An 18,493-nucleotide genomic window follows, 5' to 3' on the forward strand; every position below is an offset into this window, starting at 1 on the left:
TTTAATATGATGACTTGTAGGGATTTAAGCTCATCATATTTTTTTAAGTAGTTTGGAATTAGCACTCAGGATAAATATGTCTATTGGTTTTAATTTTGTAATGATGTTCAAGAAGAGGAAACAGACACGCTGCCAACGCTGTTGTTTATCATATGATAACTCATTGTCTAAATGCCCGCATTGTTTCCACTTGGAGGATAATCAACTCTCGGAAAATAGGTCTAAAAATCAAAAAAAAATTCATAATATGGGTAAGCTTTTCATTGTTTTCTCACTTATATTATTTTTTTTCTTACTAATATCTTTGTGCTTTTAAGGATAAAAACTCAACATCAACGAAATAAACACACCCGTGATGATCAGTTGTACCAAACAAAAACCCATAATGTCTTTGGCTTTTAGGCCTGCAATGGCAAGAACGGGCAGTGCCCAAAAAGGTTGAATCAGGTTGGTCCATGCATCACCCCACGCAACGGCCATCGCTACACGAGGTATGTCGGCACCGAGTGCGTGTGCTGCCGGGATCACGATTGGTGCCTGAACAGCCCATTGACCTCCACCAGATGGCACAAAAATATTTACAAACCCCGCACTTAAAAAGCTCCAAAAGGGCAGTGATTCAGTGGTTGCAATGGCAATAAACCCTTCAGATATTTGTTGGGCAAGTCCTGTTTTGACCATGATGGCCATAATCCCTGCATAAAATGGAAATTGAATCACGATGCCTGCGCCACTCGGGATCGCCTGTTGTAAGCTTTGCAGTAAATTATGAGGTGTTTGATGCAGTAAAATAGCGCTGAACAGGAAAATAGCGATGACACTATTTAAGTTTAAGCCACCGCCACTGAGCACAAAGTAATAAAATAGATAGCCAAGACCAACAAGGCCAATACCGATACCTAATATACGACTATGCTCAATCACTTCGGCTGGGCGAGTGGGTTTTACTGATGCCGTGGGCTCATCGTTAAGTTTTGCTGGGTCAACATACACACTGTCTTTCTCGTTTGGCAACATGTAGCGATTAACCAATGGCATAATAATAAATAAACCCAGCACAATCGCAATATTAAAGCCTGCGAAGACGGTGTTTTCAGTGCCAATTACCCCAATATTTTGTTCCGAAAAGTGCCCATCGGTGGCGATAGTTAGCGGTACTGAACCCGCTAAACCACCATGCCAGACAATAAAGCCTGAATAAGCGCTGGCAACCAGTAGTCGGTAATCTACCCGGGTTTGTTTGGCAATCGCTTTGGCAAATAAAGCCCCTATAACCAAGCCAAATCCCCAGTTTATCCAACTTGCCAATAAAGAAACTAACGTCACTAGTATGATTGCTTTAGCGGGGGTATTCGCGAGCGTCGCAAGCGTGGTTAACAGGTGTCGCATAACAGGGGTACTTGCCAGCATATAACCTGTTAGCAAGACCAGCAGCATTTGCATGGCAAATTGCAATAAGTTCCAAAAACCACCTCCCCACGCAGCTAATACTTGCACCGGGGACGAGGGGGTAAAAATACTGGCCACAATAAAGCTCAGCAAGGTTAATAAAATGACGAAAATAAATGGATCTGGTAGATAACGTTCAACCAGCTTGGTAAATGGTTTAGCAACGCGATTTAGCATAGTTTTTATTGTTGTCGTTGAATCGATAGTGCCAATTAATCATGAATGAAGCTAATTGGCAAATTGATACCGAGGAGACTGTATTCGGTGTATTAGAATAAGCAGTGTTACGGTTGCTGTTCGAGTACCGCTTTTAGTCGTGCTTGCACTTCTTCAACCAGTAAAATGGGCTGAAACTTTGATAAAAAGGCATTACAGCCGACTTTTTCGACCATCGCCTGATTAAAGCTACCACTGAGTGAAGTGTTCAATACAATGTGTAAGTTTTTAAGACGATTATCGTTACGAATTTCGTGTGTAAGGCGGTAACCGTCCATCGCGGGCATTTCTGCATCGGTGATCACCATCAGCAGTTCTTTTTCAACATCTTTGCCTTCATCTGCCCACCTCTTCAGCATGTTAAGTGCTTCAAGTCCGTTACGTGCAGGGATAATTTCAATACCAAGTTGAGAGAGCGTGTCACTCACTTGTTTGCGGGCTGTGGGAGAGTCATCAGCATGCAGTATTTTACGACCAGCAAACTCATTAACGATGCTTTGATCTAAAATGTCGTCAGAAATATTGACTTCGTATTCGATGATTTCAGCGAGTACTTTTTCAACATCAATGATCTCCACTAAGTGTTCTTGGCCATCGCGTTTGATTTTAGTGAGTGCGGTTAAGTAGTGATTTTTACCAATCGCCGTTGGCGGTGGCATGATGTCAGACCATGTCATGTTGATGATTTGGTCGACCTTTCCAATCAAAAAGCCTTGCACCGTTCGGTTATATTCAGTAATTACAAGGTTGGTATCTTCGATATGCTGTGCATCAGGCATACAAATTGCCTTGCGTAAATCAATCACGGGGATGGATTCGCCACGAATATCGACCACGCCAGCAACCTTAGGGTGGGCGTGGGGGACTTTGCTTATATGTGGTATTTTTACCACTTCTTTGACTTTAAAAACATTGAGGGCAAATAGATGGCGGCTATGCAGGTAAAAAAGCAATAGCTCTAAACGGTTTTCACCGACCAGTTGCGTGCGTTTGTCGACTGAGGCTAAAACACCAGACATATATCACCCTAAATACTAAATACAGAGAAAATATAGTCTACTATTAATTTTCATTGTTACGCATTAGTAATTTTCCATCAGTTGCCAAAGGCTAAGCATTAAAGTACCGTATCGGATAAATTCCTCTACGACTATTTGCAAGGATTATGCATCATCTATTTAATCGTTTAGTGGTGATTATTCGCAGCCATATTGACCAAGTGAGTTGGCAAGCTGTGGTAATAACAACCCTATTGCACATGCTACTTATTTGGTGGTTACTTGTGCTTGTTGGCGAGCAGGCCTTAACACCACTTAGCACCTATTTTTATTATTATGTTGTGACAACGTCAACGGTAGGGTATGGCGACTTTAGCGCCAGTACAGAATTGGGACGTTGGATTGTTGCAATATTACAAATACCATTTGGTTTAGCATTATTTGGCGTTCTGTTAGGAAAAACAGGGCAAACAGTAACTTACTTAATTAGGCGCGCTATGACGGGTGATAAAAGCTTCGCACATATTAACAATCACATCATTATTTTTGGCTGGCATGACACGCGGACTAAAAAGATGATTGACTATATTTTAGCAGATCAAAAACGTTTAGATCGTCGTATTCTGCTCGCTGTGACAGAGCAAATGGAGCATCCATTTTTAGCCAACCCGCACGTCGATTTTGCCCGTTTAAGCAGCTTTACCGACATTGACGAGCTAAAACGAGTGGCGATTGAACGCGCAGATAAAATTATTATAGATGGTCAAGATGACGACCAAACGTTTACTACAGCGTTACGTATCAGCAAATTAGTGAATGAACACTGCCATATCAGCGCGCATTTTGATGATGAAACAAAAATCGAAATGTTGCTAGAGCATTGCCATAATGTCGAGTGCAGCAGTGCAAAATCGGCTGAAATACTTGTACGCTCTATGCAAGACCCTGGCTCAAGCCGTGTTCAGGAAGAGCTATTATCAACCTTACATGGTGATACACAGTTCAGTTTGCCAATTCCTAAGGGAGTGCAAGCAATGACATTTGGTAATTTATTTCATCATTTTAAGCAAAGTCATGACGCTATTTTATTGGGCGTTGCCCATAATCTTAGTGCGCAAGATATGGATTTAAATCCGCCGCTTGACTATGTCGTTAGTGAAGGCGATATTTTACATTATATTGCTGTTGAGCGTGTGTTAAGCAACGAAGTTGATTGGCCGGCCTTGGTGAAATAATGAATGAAGTCGCGTTTTTAATTATTGTTCTCAGTGCCTACATTTTACCTGTGGTCATTGTACTCAATAGTAAGCGCACGCAAGGTCACGAAAAGAACGCCTGGTTGATCGGTATCATCTTTTTCTCGTGGCTTGGTTTGATTATGTATCTGACCATTGTGCCCAAGCATGGGCACGTCAAAAAGCACCGTAAAGGTAAAAGCTAGATTACTTGAGTTGCTTTAATTTATGTTCAATCAATGGATCATCTGGCGACAGTTGCTGAGCGACTTCGAGTAACTTTATCGCGTCTTTAGGGTGCGCCTCTTGGTGCTTAATGGCTATATCAATCAGAGGCTGTACATCAACAGCCTCCTTTTGCTCTTGGAGATGCTCAGCCTTTTCATCAATCAAAATATTATGTGCGGTACTGAGCAAGGCTAAACGGTGTGCAGAGCCTTTATTCGCTTTATTTAAGCGTCGGTAGTAATCTTCTTTAAAGCGCAAGGTTTTTGTTTGTTGGCGAAACTGGGCAATATCAACCTGTTGATGGCGAATAAAATCCACCGCCACATCCTTATAAAAACCAAACTTATTTAAATAGGTTGCATGAACACTGTGACCCATGCCAAACACCCGTAAATGGGTTAATTGTGGGTAGCGTTTAGCGTGAGCGCGGTCAATTCGATTGGTCGGGTCATAAATAATGTAACCTTTAGCCTGCCCTAAATCTACGTCGTGGTAATCACCTGCCCAATCAAATTTTTGTGCGATATCAGTACTTGAACGGTCATCCCATGGCGCTTTTTCTTTATTTTTTGTACTGACAGGGTGAAATAGCAGCACCTTATCGAGCTTCAACAAATTAGCAAATGCACCTACTGCAAAGCCACCTCGGCTTAAACCATAGCCTAAGCGTTCTTTAAAGCCGCCAATAAGGGGGGCTAACTGCTCAATAAAAAATAATAAATTACGGTGTCTAAACCAGTTACTGATACCTAAATGTTGAAAGGCAATAATATTAACATCTTGCTTTTTTGCAAGCTTGTAGGCCCATGGTGAGAAATCATCAGTAAGGTCGTGTTCTTGATAATTTGTCCCCGCAGGAGAAAAGGTAAATAGCAGAGGTTTGCTGGCGTCGATGATATGATACTTCACATACACATCACCGAGTAAGTCGCCGCCCGTGAACGGCACTTGTTTTTGCTGTTCTGCATGGGGGAGCTGGGTCCATTCATCTAGCCAATACAATAATTTCATACATCCCCCACGGTACCTCTAAAATAAAGGGGACACATTATAGCAAAAATAGCCATTTAATAAAAATGGCTACGACTTTAATATGTTAGCTTTCACTCATGGCGATTATTTGTTGCCAATCATGCTCCGTGACGGGCATGACTGATAAACGCCCGCCTTTTTTTAGGGCTATGTCAGTGATGGCGTCATTTGCTTTTATCGCTTGTAAGCTCACTAGTTTGTTAAGGTGCGCTTTATAAGTAACATCAACGACAAACCAACGTGGATTTTCTGCTGTGGCCTTCGCATCATAGTAGTCACTGCTTAAATCAAATTGCGTTGGATCGGCATAGGCTTCACGTGTTATTTCGCCAATGCCCGCAACGCCTACATGTTTACAGCTTGAGTGATAAATCATCACTAAATCCCCTGCTTTTATGCCATCACGCATAAAGTTACGGGCTTGATAATTACGTACACCATCCCACATTGAGGTTTGCTTTGGCGCGTTTTTTAAATCATTGATTGAAAACGCATCAGGTTCGGTTTTAAAAAGCCAATAAGCCATAATTAGGTGCCCTTACAAAGATTTACTTCCAATTAGTCTATAGTATCATTAAACGCTTGTCGGGATTGAGGATAAATAAATGAGCCAAGTATTAGATGATTTACTGTCGTTGCTATCGTTAGAAGAAATTGAGCAAGGCTTGTATCGAGGGCAAAGCCAAGATTTAGGGTTTCGTGCTGTATTCGGTGGTCAAGTTATGGGGCAAGCTTTGTCGGCTGCCAAAGAAACGTTACCAGAAGGGCGCATTGTCCATTCTTTGCATTCCTATTTTTTACGCCCTGGTGATGCCGAAAAACCAATCATTTATGACGTCGAAAATATTCGTGATGGTAAAAGTTTTAGTACGCGTCGCGTGAAAGCGATTCAATATGGCAAACCTATTTTTTATATGACAGCGTCATTTCAAGGGGAAGAAGAGGGGCTGTCGCATCAAGCCCATATGCCAGATGTGCCGCAGCCTGAAGAACTTAAGTCATCGCTTGAATTTTACCAAGCGAATGCTGAGCATATACCCGAGGTGATCCGCAATAAATTTATTCGTGAGGTGCCGATTGAAATGCGCCCAGTCACGTTTCATAACCCATTTAAACCTCAGGTAATGGAACCTGTTAAGCACATTTGGTTTAAAGCCAATGGCGAGATGCCAGATGACCAACGCATTCATAATTATTTATTGGCGTATGCATCGGACTTTGAATTTTTACCCACGGCCTTACAACCGCACGGCGTGTCGTTTATGCAACCTAATATGCAAGTGGCAACAATTGACCATGCGATGTGGTTTCATCGTCCGTTTAGGCTTGATGATTGGATTTTATATTCGATTGATAGCCCAAGTGCGAGCTCGGGACGGGGTTTGGTGAGAGGGCAGTTCTTTGACCGTCAAGGCAACTTAGTTGCCTCAACGATCCAAGAAGGGGTGATGCGCCAGCGCTAATCCTTTGAGTGCGTAGCTTGGCTTTGCACTATGTCATCAATTGACTGCCAGACACGTGCTGGCAGCAATGCTTTTAGATACATATATACTTCACAAAGTGCATTACTACCGGTAAAACCGTGCTCTGTTTCGGTAATTAACTTTTGCTCACGTAAGCTTGAAATAAACCCGATAAGTACTTTTTTATCAAAAAACTCAGGGGTTTTAATGCCATGCAGCGTGCCTAAACGCTCTGCTAATACTTGGCTTTCGTGCTCAAGCTCTTCTCGCTCAATCCCCTTGCTGGTTTGAATAAAGCCAACCACGATTGCATAACGCTGCAAGGTTAAGCTCAAGGCACGCCCTAGCATTTCGAGTTTTGCTAAGCAGTCGTTGCTGTTTGTCACTTTGATATTATTGCCATCGATTTCAATTAAGTCTTGATCAACAAAGCTGGCAAGAACACGAGTAATGTAGTTTTCATCTAACTCATGTAAGAACCACTCTTTGGCAAATAGCGGGTAAAAGCGTGTAATCACGGCTTGGCAATCAGCCAGAGTCGTTTTGTGTGTTTTAAATAAATGCAGTGCCAGTAAGCTGGGAACAGCGAACAAGTGCAACACATTATTACGATAATAGTTAAACAGCGTTTTTTCTTTATCGTTAATTGCAATGATTTCGCCAAATTCGTCGCTGATCACATCAAATTTATTCAGTTTTAATGCATGCTCTAACAGCTGCTCTGCGCTTTCATTGGGGGTGGTCACTTTGTCGCTATAGCTTGCACTACGTTGCAGGTGCAAGTAGAACTCAAGTTGGGCAATCAGTTTGGGTTTACTCAGCGCATGTTTATCGTTAACCAGTAAGATCATCGCTAACAAATTCACCGCATTAAGCGCCGCAGCGCTATTGATATTAACCATCACTTTGTCTGCAAGATTAGCGACTTGTGGGCCCAACCATTGTGGTTTTTGTACATCTGTTGGGTGAATCGATTCACGCCAATCAGGTTGCTGCTCATTAAGGTATTGGTTTATCGAAATGGGGTCGCCAAAGTTTAAGTAGCCACGGCCATAGTTTTTAAGGTTTTTAATAGCCTTAAAAATCCCTAATACGGATTCGCCTTTTTTGTCGTTACCTGCCAGCTCTTTTAAATACGTATTAATCTCCATTACGTGCTCATAACCAATGTAAACGGGCACAATCGAAATAGGGCGATCGATACCGCGCAGCATCGCTTGCAATGTCATTGCTAACATGCCCGTTTTAGGTGGTAATAAACGACCTGTACGACTGCGGCCACCTTCGGTATAAAACTTTACTGAGTAGCCTTTAATGAATAACTGGCTTAGGTACTCTTTAAATACAGAGGAGTACAATTTATTGCCCGCGAATGAGCGACGAATGAAAAATGCACCACTGCGGCGGAATACGCCACCTGCAGGGAAGAAGTTTAAGTTGATGCCCGCTGCAATGTGCGGCGGTACTAAGCCTAAATGGTAAATCGAATAGGTCAGTAATAAGTAATCCATATGCGAGCGGTGACAAGGCATATAGATAATCTCGTGGCCTTTGTCGGTTAGCTCATGGACTTGCTCAGAAAATTTAATATCGATGCCGTTATACAACTTATTCCACAGCCACGTCAAAATACGATCGGCAACACGAATAGTCGCGTCACTGTAGTTAGCAGCGATCTCGTCTAATAATTTAAGCGCATTTTGACGCGCTTCATTTTGGCTAATGTTTTTTTCTTTCGCCTCAACTTGAATGGCTTTTTTGATGGTTGGCGAGGCAAGCAGCGAATTAAACAACTGCTCACGTGAGGGCATTTTTGGCCCGGTAGCTGCCAGTTTCTGACGACGGAAGTGCACACGAGCAACACGTAGCAATTTATGTGGCAGCTCATCAACATCGGCTTTTTCGTTTACCAAGAGCGATAAGTCGAGCGGTTGGCTAAAGCGAATAAAGTTGTCACGACCTGAAAACAAAATGACAAAGAACTTACGAAACCAGCTTGGCGTAAGTGAGTGTGATACCAATGTACCTAAACCTGGCTTTTCTTTTCCTGGGTTACGACCCCATAAAATAGTAACCGGGATAACCTGTACGTTTTTCTCACCTGAGTGCATTAGGTGGTCAATAATGTGTTTGCCTTGGTGAAGTGCATTACTGGGTTTACTTTTATTACCAAACAGAGGCGGCGGGTTTTGAATACCAATAAAACGATCAAGCTCTTTATTACCCAAAAGCTGCTCTTCTGTTGGACTTGGTAAGCCGTATTTTTTACACACGCGTGCGAGTGCCGCTAAATCAGAGCGCGCATTGAGTCTAACAATATAAAAGGTCGGGTTGGCGGGGTTTAGGTTATATTGCTCAATCGGGTTTTCTGGCAAGACCTTACTTTTAACAAATAAGCGGTTCATACCGGCAGAAATGATATTTAAACAACGATTAATGATACGCATTAACTCACCAAAGTAATTAAGAGTAATAATAGAAACAAAAAAAGCGCCATAGAATAGCAATTATTAACTGGACTGACCATTGCCATAGTGTGGCTTTTGGGTTTATTCAAATTAACTATAGTAAAGCAAAGACATAGCTTAACTGAATTTAACTGAAATATTATACAAAGCAGACTTTATTCGTTTTAATCCTAAAAAGTTGTTGCATTTATCACCAATCTCACTATAATACGCAGGCTTTCAAAATTCCCTCGGGAACTTGGAAGGAACATTAAGCTTGGATTTCAAGCTAATAAAACAGGAACTCCGATTTGGAGTTCAACGTAGATATAAGAGAACAGCCGACATCTTAGTTAGTAAGATTGTTTCGGTCGTTTTTTTATGCTCTTTTTAAATGCTCTTTATATTGAGGTTTAAGAATGTCAAATCAACGCATTCGTATTCGCCTAAAAGCTTTTGACCACCGTTTGATTGACCAATCAACGGCGGAAATCGTGGAAACTGCGAAACGCACTGGCGCACAAGTACGTGGTCCAATCCCACTACCTACACGCTTTGAACGTTTTACTGTACTAACTTCACCGCACGTTAACAAAGACGCGCGTGATCAGTACGAAATCCGCACCCATAAACGTCTGATCGACATCGTAGAACCAACTGACAAGACTGTTGACGCGCTTATGCGTTTAGATCTTGCTGCTGGTGTTGATGTTCAAATCAGCCTGGGTTAATCGGAAGATTAGAGAGGTTTTAGGAAAATGGCATTAGGTCTAGTCGGTCGTAAAGTGGGTATGACACGTATCTTCACTGAAGATGGTGTATCTATCCCTGTGACAGTTATCGAAGCGACTCCTAACCGTATTGCTCAGATCAAATCTGAAGCAACAGACGGTTATAACGCGCTTCAAGTAACCGCAGGCACTAAAAAAGCAAGCCGTGTAAACAAAGCTGCAGCGGGTCACTTCGCTAAAGCAGGTGTTGAAGCGGGTCGCGGTCTGTGGGAATTCCGCCTAAATGGTGGTGAAGGCGATTTTGAAGTAGGCGCTGAGCTTACTGTTGAATTATTCAACGAAATCAACAAAGTTGACGTAACCGGTACTTCTAAAGGTAAAGGTTTCCAAGGTGGTGTTAAGCGCTGGAATTTCAGCATGCAAGACGCGACTCACGGTAACTCTCTATCTCACCGTGCTCCTGGTTCAATCGGTCAAAACCAATCACCTGGTAAGGTGTTTAAAGGTAAGAAAATGGCCGGTCACATGGGTGCTGAGCGTGTAACGACTCAAAACTTAGAACTAGTTCGCGTTGACGCTGAGCGTAACTTGCTTTTAGTTAAAGGTGCAGTACCTGGCGCTATCGGCGGTGACGTTATCGTTAAACCAGCTGTTAAAGCATAAGTCCTGGAGATTTAGTGATGGAATTAGCAATTAAAGACGCTTCTGGCGCTCTTGAAGTTTCTGAAGCTACTTTTGGACGTGAGTTTAACGAAGCATTAGTACACCAAGTAGTTGTTGCTTACGCAGCAGGTGCTCGTCAAGGTACTCGTGCTCAGAAGACACGTTCTGAAGTAAGCGGTGGTGGTAAAAAACCATGGGCTCAAAAAGGTACTGGCCGTGCACGTGCTGGTACAATCCGTAGCCCAATTTGGCGTTCAGGTGGCGTTAGCTTCGCAGCTAAACCACAAGATCATAGCCAAAAAGTAAACCGTAAAATGTACCGCGGTGCGATCAAAAGCATCTTATCTGAATTAGTTCGTCAAGAGCGTTTAATCGTTGTTGAGCAGTTTGGTCTTGAAGCACCAAAAACTAAAGAACTAGTTGCTAAGCTTAAAGAACTTGAGCTTAAAGATGTTCTTATCGTGACTGAAGAAGTAGATGAGAATCTATTCTTATCGGCACGTAACCTGTACAAGGTTGACACGCGTGATGTAGCTGGTATCGATCCTGTAAGCCTAATCGCTTTCGATAAGGTACTTATTACAGCTGCTGCTGTTAAGCAACTTGAGGAGGCGCTAGCATGATCCGTGAAGAACGTCTTTTAAAAGTGATCCTTGCTCCACATATCTCTGAAAAAAGCACTATCGCTGCTGAAGAAAACAACACGATTGTTTTCAAAGTAGCTAAAGATGCAACTAAAGCTGAAGTTCAAGCTGCAGTTGAGAAGCTTTTTGAAGTAGAAGTAACTGGTGTTCGCACACTAAACGTTAAGGGTAAAACAAAACGTACTGGCATGCGTTTCGGTCGTCGTTCAGACTGGAAGAAAGCTTACGTTACTCTTAAAGAAGGTAGCGAGCTAGACTTTGTCGGCGGCGCCGAGTAATAAGGGGAGTTAGAATTATGGCACTTCAAAAGTGTAAACCAACTTCTGCGGGTCGTCGTCACCTGGTTAAAGTGGTTAACCCTGATCTTCATAAGGGTAAACCTTACGCACCACTACTAGAGAAAAACTCTAAGTCTGGTGGTCGTAATAACAAAGGTCGTATCACGGTTCGTCACATCGGTGGTGGTCATAAGCATCATTACCGTGTAATCGACTTTAAACGCACTAAAGATGGCATTCCAGCTGTTGTTGAGCGTCTAGAGTATGATCCAAACCGTAGCGCAAACATCGCTCTTGTATTATATGCAGACGGTGAGCGTCGTTACATTATTGCACCTAAAGGCTTAAAAGCTGGTGATTCAATCCAGTCTGGTGTTGATGCACCAATCAAAGCTGGTAACACATTACCAATGCGTAACATGCCTGTAGGTTCGACTGTTCACAACGTAGAATTAAAACCAGGTAAAGGTGCTCAAATCGCACGTTCTGCTGGTGCATACGTTCAAATCCTTGCACGTGAAGGTCAATACGTTACTCTACGTCTTCGTTCTGGCGAAGTTCGTAAAGTTCCAGCTGACTGTCGCGCAACACTTGGTGAAGTAGGCAATGCTGAGCATATGCTTCGTTCACTAGGTAAAGCTGGTGCAAATCGCTGGCGTGGTATCCGTCCGACAGTTCGTGGTGTTGCCATGAACCCGGTAGATCACCCGCACGGTGGTGGTGAAGGTCGTACATCTGGTGGTCGTCATCCTGTGTCTCCATGGGGTAAACCGACTAAAGGTGCTAAGACACGTAAGAACAAGCGTACTGATAAATTTATCGTACGTCGTCGTACTAAATAATAGTTGAGGAATAGCCATGCCACGTTCTCTCAAGAAAGGTCCTTTTATTGACCTACACTTGCTGAAGAAGGTAGAGAAAGCGTTGGAAAGCGGTGACAAGAAGCCAATTAAAACTTGGAGCCGTCGTTCAATGATCATACCTAACATGATCGGATTGACCATCGCTGTCCATAATGGTCGTCAGCACGTTCCTGTGTTTATCACAGACGAAATGATCGGTCACAAACTAGGTGAATTTGCACCAACTCGCACTTACCGCGGTCACGCTGCGGATAAGAAAGCGAAGAAACGTTAAGAGGAGAATGATAAATGCAAGCATTAGCTAAACATAAATTCGCCTCTGGTTCGGCGCAAAAAGCACGTCTAGTTGCAGATCAGATCCGCGGACTTCCGGTTGATCGCGCTCTAGAAATCCTGGCGTACAGCCCTAAAAAAGCGGCTGTATTAGTTAAGAAAGTACTTGAGTCTGCTATTGCTAACGCAGAGCATAACGAAGGTGCTGACATTGATGAGCTTCGTGTAACTACGATCTTTGTGGACGATGGTCCAACAATGAAGCGTATTATGCCACGTGCTAAAGGACGCGCAGACCGCATCCTTAAGCGTACAAGCCACATCACTGTTGTGGTTTCAGATAGCTAGGAGTATAAGTAATGGGACAAAAAGTTCATCCTACTGGTATTCGCCTAGGTATCTCTAAACCTTGGGTTTCTACCTGGTACGCGAATTCAAAAGATTTCTCTGATCAGCTTTTTGGCGATCACAAAGTACGTACATTCCTTACTAAGGAATTAAAAGCGGCTTCTGTGTCTAAAATCGTTATTGAGCGTCCAGCAAAATCTATCCGTGTAACAATTCACACAGCTCGTCCTGGTGTTGTTATCGGTAAAAAAGGCGAAGACGTTGAAAAACTACGTCAAGCAGTAACTAAGATTGCAGGTGTTCCGGCTCAGATCAATATTTCTGAAGTTCGTAAGCCTGAACTTGATGCACAACTAGTAGCTGACGGTATTGCGTCACAACTAGAGCGTCGTGTTATGTTCCGTCGCGCTATGAAGCGTTCGGTACAAAACGCAATGCGTATTGGTGCAAAAGGTATCAAAGTTGAAGTTAGCGGTCGTCTTGGCGGTGCTGAGATCGCACGTTCAGAATGGTATCGTGAAGGTCGTGTACCTCTACATACTCTTCGTGCTGATATCGACTACGCAACTTCTGAAGCCTTAACCACTTATGGTATCATTGGTGTTAAAGTTTGGATCTTCAAAGGCGAAGTTATTGGTGGTTTACCACTAGTACAAGAGCAAGAGAAGCCAGCTAAACGCGCGCCAAAGAAAGCCAAAAAAAGTGCTAAGTAGAGGTAGCGAGTAATGTTACAGCCAAAACGTACAAAATTCCGTAAAATGCACAAAGGCCGCAACCGTGGTTTAGCGCAAAACGGTAACAAAGTAAGCTTCGGTACTTTCGGTTTGAAAGCTACTGGTCGTGGCCGTATGACTGCTCGTCAAATCGAAGCAGCTCGTCGTGCTATGACACGTCACGTAAAGCGTCAAGGTAAAATCTGGATTCGTGTATTCCCAGATAAGCCAATTACGAACAAGCCATTAGAAGTTCGTATGGGTAAAGGTAAAGGTTCTGTTGAGTATTGGGTTGCTGAAATTCAACCTGGTAAAGTACTTTACGAAATGGAAGGTGTTTCTGAAGAGCTTGCTCGTGAAGCGTTCAACCTTGCAGCACGTAAATTACCATTCACAACAACTTTCGTAACTCGGACGGTGATGTAATGAAAGCTAGCGAACTAAAAGACAAAAGCGTAGAAGAGCTAAATGCTGAACTTCTAGGACTTCTTCGTGAGCAGTTCAACCTGCGCATGCAAGCAAGCACTGGTCAGTTAGCTCAAACACACACGCTAAGAACAGTACGTCGCGATATCGCGCGTGTAAAAACAATTATTAACCAGAAGGCAGGTCAATAATGAGCGATAAAATCCGTACTCTTCAAGGCCGTGTAATCAGCGACAAGATGGATAAATCTTTCACTGTTGCTATCGCACGTTACGTGAAGCACCCAATCTATGGGAAATTCATCAAACGTACGACTAAGTTACACGTACATGACGAAAACAATACAGCTCAAGCTGGTGACGTAGTTACTATCCGTGAGTGTGCTCCTATTTCTAAGACTAAGTCTTGGACTTTAGTAGACGTTGTTGAGCGTCCAAAGCAAGCTTAATTTTTAATTAAGTTTACTTACTAAAAAACCCCGGCTTTGCTGGGGTTTTTTGTATTTAAAACAACCTTCACTGCTTTGTGACGTGAGTCGTTAGCTCAGCGAGTAGGGGTTATACCCACCTGAAATAACACTGATACCAACCCGCAATAATACTTAATCATTTTGAGTGATTAAACCTGTTGCTACTTACGTTATAAATGTCTGATTTACGACTGCATGGAGATAGGGGGAAATGCAGGATCAATTGTCGAGAACAACTAAATAACTAAATTTTTGCCTTGTTATCAAGGAATGGTATTACTCATTTAAAACACTAAACCTGACGTTCATAGCGTTATACTTTGTTCATTTAGCACAATTCAATAGCCAAATTAGTGCCTTGCCACCGACACGTTTTGCACCTCAACATAGACCACTTAATTAAGCGAATTGCGACCAGTTAAACGGGAGCTAACCCCTTACGAGTTAACAATGAACTTATTGGGTTATTAAATACTCTTAGAATAAAAAACAAGGAGTGTTGGTGTTAAAGGGACGTTATAAAGCATGGGTGTTTTCGATTACACTTCATGTTCTCATACTGCTTATATTTGCTAAACATGCTCAGCGTGTCATTGTTGCGCCTTGGCTTGAACCTAAAGGTGTGATGCAAGCCTATGTTACCGTTGATCTCACGACCTTACCTCGTTTAAATATAGATGTAGAAAAAACGCCCGAAGAAAAAGCTAAGAGTAGCCAATTAGGTTCTGCGACAGAACCAAAATCAGAGGACACTGCTTCAGAAGTTGCTGAACAGCCGAGTTACGCAGCTATGAATGAAAGTACTTTAAGTCTGGCTGCTCAAACAAATTCCAGAGGAAGGACAATGACCAATGCGTCAACAGTCGCTACGCCAACAAAAGAGCCTGAAATCGTTGCATCAGAGGTATCACCAAGGCCATTTAAAAAGCTTAATCCTTATGCGCCATTACCTAACATGGATGTTGAGTACAACCAGTCGACCGCGCACGCGACAGGAAATTTACACTCAGCAACAAACAATGCGAGTGGAGTACGAATAACGAGCCCTAAAGAGTACTCAATTTCAAGCGAAGCCACGGTATTATGGGAAAATGGTGATGGTAGTCGACGCATCGAGATGCTGAATGGACAGTGTTATGGCATTGACTTTAATTCAGTGTTCGGTAAATCAGGCGTACCGAGTGGTTCACCCAGACCCTGTGAAGATAAAGAAGCGGCGTTGTTCAAGGAGATTATGAATAAGTGGAGCAAAAAATAAATAAAGTTCTTTACCTTAACTAAAGTTGAGCTTTTAAAGTGGCGTTTTTTAGAAGGACGTTGCTATGAATGCACTCGAAAACTACCTGTTAAGTCTACAAATTAATTGCTACAACACCTCAGTCACACAAATCATCGACGTACAGAACCGTATTTTTCGGTCTCTTTTATCAGGATCTCATTACGCTGAGGCATTGTTAGTTGCACTCGATATTTCTCATTATTCAACACCGCAGCAGCATCAAGCTTTATTAAAACAGGTGTTACATCATCTTGGTTACCGTATCCGTGTTGAGCGGCAACGACATGATGTACTGTTTATTGAACACACACGTTTAGCATATACATTACATTTAGCGTGAGCTGTCATTAACTGGTCATGTTGCTGGCGTGAAATAACACTGTTTTAAGGAATAACATGGAGTGCCTTGGGTCATGCAACAACCAAACATTATTATTTTAGGTAATGGCCCTGTGGGTGCGCATATCGCAGCGAGCGTTAATCGCTGCCCACGCGTGGTTAGGTTTAATCGTTGTGCAGACATGCCAGCCCATTTAGGTAAGCGTTGTACCGATCTATGGCTAGTTGGGCGAGGCTATCAGGCGCATGGCTTACTAGAGAGACCGCTTACAATACCACTCGAAGGGCTTTCACAGGTTATGATCACCGATCCTAACCCTCATCCGTTGTTGCACTGCTTTTTTAAATTAATTCATCGAAAAGGCAAGATAGACTACGCTAATCAGTTATTTAAGATGTATGGTCTGCACTGTAAATGTGAACGTTTAAGCGCTCAGTTTCGACAATCATTACTCGCTCACTTGCTTACTTTAGGACCTGTAATACATCGACCTTATTGCCCAAGCTCTGGCACTCTAGCTATCGCTTTCTATTTATCGCAGTTTGATAAAATACATATTGCTGGATTCGCTTTTCGAGGATGGAAGCGTCATCCGTGGCATTTAGAAAAGCGCTATGTAGACGGGTTAATTGCGGCAAATAAAGTGGTTTTACTTGATTAAAAAAGACACTTAACTGACGTTAAGTGTCTTGCCTTAACGAAGTTACCAAATCATTTCTGCAAATTCAGGGTGATCAACAAATGGGTTACGATTTCCTTGGAATTCAAATGCGGCTTGGTTTCTATCAAGTTCAAGCTGACTAACAGGGTCGTCGTTATGCCATTTTAATAGCATCGCAATGACCCAGTTCTCGAACACCTGACTTGATGAGCCATTAAGCACAGCATTGCTATACGTTGTGTTGTTTTGCCAGTTAGCAATCACATTTTCATAGCGTGTTGCCATGTAAAAATAAGCCCGTGCAAAATCACCTTTAAACTCATCAATCGGTTCGAATACCGTACCTGAATAATTTAATGAGCTAGCGGCACTGCCTAATTTGCTTCCATTACTAGAGGTGTAGCTTGCACTGGCGACTTCGCCGAAAGGGTAGTTACTGCGTTTTGAATTTACATAGCCATCAGTGGCAAAGATATGATGTACATCTGAATTCATGGGCTCAACAGTGCCACCAAACCAGCTTTTTGGGAACGAATGCTCGCGGTTATAGCAATCAGCTTCACTGTTGTAGGTACCGCACTGGTCGCTCACAGCAACATAGTTATAGCTGTCTTGGCCTGCTGGATTCTCTGAATAACGGTCTAAAATTGAGTTATCATTCTCAAAGTATTTATCACGCGATGCGAGGTCGTAAAATCCCCAAATAGCCGAATAACCTTGTGAGTTATGATCCTTAATTATGTTGTACAGTTCCGTTTTTAAAGCATAGCCCGTAAGACCTTGAGTCGTTACATAATAACCTGTCGGTTCTGTTGGTGTGGTACCGCCGCCATTCCCGCCGCCAGTGTTATCACCTAAACTAAACGGTGTAGCCTCTGAGCTTTGGAAGCTTGCGCCACTGGCAAGCACAGTTTGACCTAAAGAAAGACTGTAGCTGCCATTACCGAATGAACAGCACATGCCATCACCGTAACTATCAAAAATAGTGAATGTGTAGTCACCATCAACTAAACAGGCTTGCTCGTTATAGTTCGTATTAGCAGCGTAGCTGCCGCCTGATGCTACTGTGCTGCCTTGAGCATTGGTAATTTGCCAACTGGTCTCTTCACCATAGTTGTCGGTGGTGAGGGTAAGAGCGACTTGGTTATCTGTACAGCCCCCCGCAGGTGGAGGCGGTGTGCCAGTGTTTGGCGCAAAGTTATCGACATAAACAACTTCGCTGCCATCAAAGCCCGTTACGTCGTAAAAACGTAATCCTACATCGATAGAGGTTGTTACTGATGCGGTATATTGATAGCTGATCTGTTGCCATTGATTTGTTAATGCTGAGTTTGAATAACCTTGGTAGCCATCAACGACAAGGCGTGCCTTCACCCCCCCTTCGGTATGATAAACCCACGCCGAAAACTCATAGCTTTCACCCGCAACGACATCAACCATTTGTAATAAATCAGTATTACTTTGCGTACCTGTATTCACTGTAACGCGAGCTGAGTAGTTACCCGAGTAAACCACATTACTGTTGCTGCTGAGATTTATACCACTGTCAATTGTGCTCCAACCTGAGGGGGCACCTGCTGACCAAGTTTCGAAATCAGCATTGTTGATATTCGCCATTGCTGAACTTGCTAAACACAGCAAACTGCTGGCTAGCATTATTTTATTACATGTCCCGTGTGACATTATTGTTTCCTTTTCATTGTTATATTGTCTGTTCTTAAAATGAACACAGCGAGT

Annotated in this window: 23 protein-coding genes; 17 read left to right on the plus strand and 6 right to left on the minus strand. The window is 42.8% G+C overall.

What is annotated here, in order from left to right; translation table 11 throughout:
- Positions 1-312: 312 nt before the first annotated feature.
- A complete protein-coding gene (locus D0907_RS01080; protein WP_118843907.1) occupies positions 313-1,626 on the minus strand; it encodes a short-chain fatty acid transporter in 1,314 nt (437 codons plus the stop codon).
- Between the two features lie 107 nt (positions 1,627-1,733).
- Positions 1,734-2,684, minus strand: a complete 951-nt coding sequence (locus D0907_RS01085) for a chemotaxis protein CheV (RefSeq protein ID WP_036974232.1) — start codon at positions 2,682-2,684, stop codon at positions 1,734-1,736.
- A gap of 146 nt (positions 2,685-2,830) precedes the next feature.
- Here D0907_RS01085 and D0907_RS01090 point away from each other — a divergent pair, with 146 nt between their 5' ends.
- The gene (locus D0907_RS01090; RefSeq protein ID WP_036974230.1) at positions 2,831-3,898 is read left to right on the plus strand and encodes a potassium channel family protein; all 1,068 of its coding nucleotides are present in this window, start codon (positions 2,831-2,833) and stop codon (positions 3,896-3,898) included.
- Positions 3,898-4,104 carry a PLDc N-terminal domain-containing protein gene (locus D0907_RS01095; protein WP_036974228.1) on the plus strand — a complete coding sequence of 69 codons (207 nt, stop codon included), beginning with the start codon at positions 3,898-3,900 and terminating at the stop codon, positions 4,102-4,104. Before D0907_RS01090 ends, D0907_RS01095 begins: the two co-directional genes overlap by 1 nt.
- Position 4,105: 1 nt before the next feature.
- Here D0907_RS01095 and D0907_RS01100 read toward each other — a convergent pair whose 3' ends face one another.
- Positions 4,106-5,137 carry a cytosolic protein gene (locus D0907_RS01100; RefSeq protein WP_118843908.1) on the minus strand — a complete coding sequence of 344 codons (1,032 nt, stop codon included), beginning with the start codon at positions 5,135-5,137 and terminating at the stop codon, positions 4,106-4,108.
- 85 nt (positions 5,138-5,222) lie between these two features.
- Entirely contained in the window at positions 5,223-5,684 is a 462-nt protein-coding gene (locus D0907_RS01105; RefSeq protein WP_036974223.1) for an EVE domain-containing protein, read from the minus strand.
- A gap of 79 nt (positions 5,685-5,763) precedes the next feature.
- On the opposite strand from D0907_RS01105, the gene tesB reads away from it, so the two are divergent.
- Positions 5,764-6,621 carry an acyl-CoA thioesterase II gene (gene tesB / locus D0907_RS01110; protein ID WP_036974222.1) on the plus strand — a complete coding sequence of 286 codons (858 nt, stop codon included), beginning with the start codon at positions 5,764-5,766 and terminating at the stop codon, positions 6,619-6,621.
- On the opposite strand, the gene plsB is transcribed toward tesB, so the two are convergent.
- Complete coding sequence (gene plsB, locus D0907_RS01115) at positions 6,618-9,068, minus strand: glycerol-3-phosphate 1-O-acyltransferase PlsB (RefSeq protein WP_075594185.1); 2,451 nt, start codon at positions 9,066-9,068, stop codon at positions 6,618-6,620. The genes tesB and plsB overlap by 4 nt on opposite strands.
- A 419-nt stretch (positions 9,069-9,487) precedes the next feature.
- Between plsB and rpsJ the strand changes: the two genes are divergently transcribed.
- The 14 genes from rpsJ to D0907_RS01185 all read left to right on the plus strand — a co-directional run bounded on the left by rpsJ (position 9,488) and on the right by D0907_RS01185 (position 16,756).
- Complete coding sequence (rpsJ, locus tag D0907_RS01120) at positions 9,488-9,799, plus strand: 30S ribosomal protein S10 (RefSeq protein WP_002957900.1); 312 nt, start codon at positions 9,488-9,490, stop codon at positions 9,797-9,799.
- Positions 9,800-9,826: 27 nt separating this feature from the next.
- A complete protein-coding gene (gene rplC / locus D0907_RS01125) occupies positions 9,827-10,462 on the plus strand; it encodes a 50S ribosomal protein L3 (protein ID WP_036974218.1) in 636 nt (211 codons plus the stop codon).
- Positions 10,463-10,479: 17 nt separating this feature from the next.
- Positions 10,480-11,085, plus strand: coding sequence for a 50S ribosomal protein L4 (rplD, locus tag D0907_RS01130; protein ID WP_036974217.1), 606 nt, complete (start codon positions 10,480-10,482; stop codon positions 11,083-11,085).
- Complete coding sequence (gene rplW, locus D0907_RS01135; protein ID WP_036974214.1) at positions 11,082-11,384, plus strand: 50S ribosomal protein L23; 303 nt, start codon at positions 11,082-11,084, stop codon at positions 11,382-11,384. Before rplD ends, rplW begins: the two co-directional genes overlap by 4 nt.
- Before the next feature lie 17 nt (positions 11,385-11,401).
- Positions 11,402-12,226 carry a 50S ribosomal protein L2 gene (rplB, locus tag D0907_RS01140; protein WP_036974212.1) on the plus strand — a complete coding sequence of 275 codons (825 nt, stop codon included), beginning with the start codon at positions 11,402-11,404 and terminating at the stop codon, positions 12,224-12,226.
- A 16-nt stretch (positions 12,227-12,242) separates the two neighbouring features.
- Complete coding sequence (gene rpsS, locus D0907_RS01145; RefSeq protein WP_010376377.1) at positions 12,243-12,521, plus strand: 30S ribosomal protein S19; 279 nt, start codon at positions 12,243-12,245, stop codon at positions 12,519-12,521.
- A 14-nt stretch (positions 12,522-12,535) separates the two neighbouring features.
- On the plus strand, positions 12,536-12,868 hold the full coding sequence (gene rplV, locus D0907_RS01150; protein WP_004588690.1) for a 50S ribosomal protein L22: 333 nt from the start codon (positions 12,536-12,538) through the stop codon (positions 12,866-12,868).
- A gap of 11 nt (positions 12,869-12,879) precedes the next feature.
- A complete protein-coding gene (rpsC, locus tag D0907_RS01155; RefSeq protein WP_036974210.1) occupies positions 12,880-13,581 on the plus strand; it encodes a 30S ribosomal protein S3 in 702 nt (233 codons plus the stop codon).
- A gap of 12 nt (positions 13,582-13,593) precedes the next feature.
- Positions 13,594-14,007, plus strand: coding sequence for a 50S ribosomal protein L16 (gene rplP, locus D0907_RS01160; protein WP_036974208.1), 414 nt, complete (start codon positions 13,594-13,596; stop codon positions 14,005-14,007).
- Complete coding sequence (rpmC, locus tag D0907_RS01165; RefSeq protein ID WP_004588692.1) at positions 14,007-14,198, plus strand: 50S ribosomal protein L29; 192 nt, start codon at positions 14,007-14,009, stop codon at positions 14,196-14,198. The genes rplP and rpmC overlap by 1 nt, the downstream gene beginning before the upstream one ends.
- Positions 14,198-14,455 carry a 30S ribosomal protein S17 gene (rpsQ, locus tag D0907_RS01170; RefSeq protein WP_036974206.1) on the plus strand — a complete coding sequence of 86 codons (258 nt, stop codon included), beginning with the start codon at positions 14,198-14,200 and terminating at the stop codon, positions 14,453-14,455. The genes rpmC and rpsQ overlap by 1 nt, the downstream gene beginning before the upstream one ends.
- Before the next feature lie 523 nt (positions 14,456-14,978).
- The gene (locus D0907_RS01175) at positions 14,979-15,734 is read left to right on the plus strand and encodes a hypothetical protein (protein ID WP_036974204.1); all 756 of its coding nucleotides are present in this window, start codon (positions 14,979-14,981) and stop codon (positions 15,732-15,734) included.
- A gap of 64 nt (positions 15,735-15,798) precedes the next feature.
- A complete protein-coding gene (locus tag D0907_RS01180; protein ID WP_036974202.1) occupies positions 15,799-16,095 on the plus strand; it encodes a hypothetical protein in 297 nt (98 codons plus the stop codon).
- Between the two features lie 73 nt (positions 16,096-16,168).
- Positions 16,169-16,756, plus strand: a complete 588-nt coding sequence (locus tag D0907_RS01185; RefSeq protein ID WP_036974200.1) for a hypothetical protein — start codon at positions 16,169-16,171, stop codon at positions 16,754-16,756.
- Between the two features lie 42 nt (positions 16,757-16,798).
- Here the strand turns inward: D0907_RS01185 and D0907_RS01190 are convergent, their stop codons facing one another.
- Complete coding sequence (locus D0907_RS01190; RefSeq protein ID WP_036974196.1) at positions 16,799-18,439, minus strand: endonuclease; 1,641 nt, start codon at positions 18,437-18,439, stop codon at positions 16,799-16,801.
- Between the last annotated feature and the right edge of the window lie 54 nt (positions 18,440-18,493).

Origin of the sequence: Pseudoalteromonas lipolytica (assembly GCF_003515105.1) — a bacterium.
GTDB classification, from domain to species: Bacteria; Pseudomonadota; Gammaproteobacteria; order Enterobacterales; family Alteromonadaceae; genus Pseudoalteromonas; species Pseudoalteromonas lipolytica.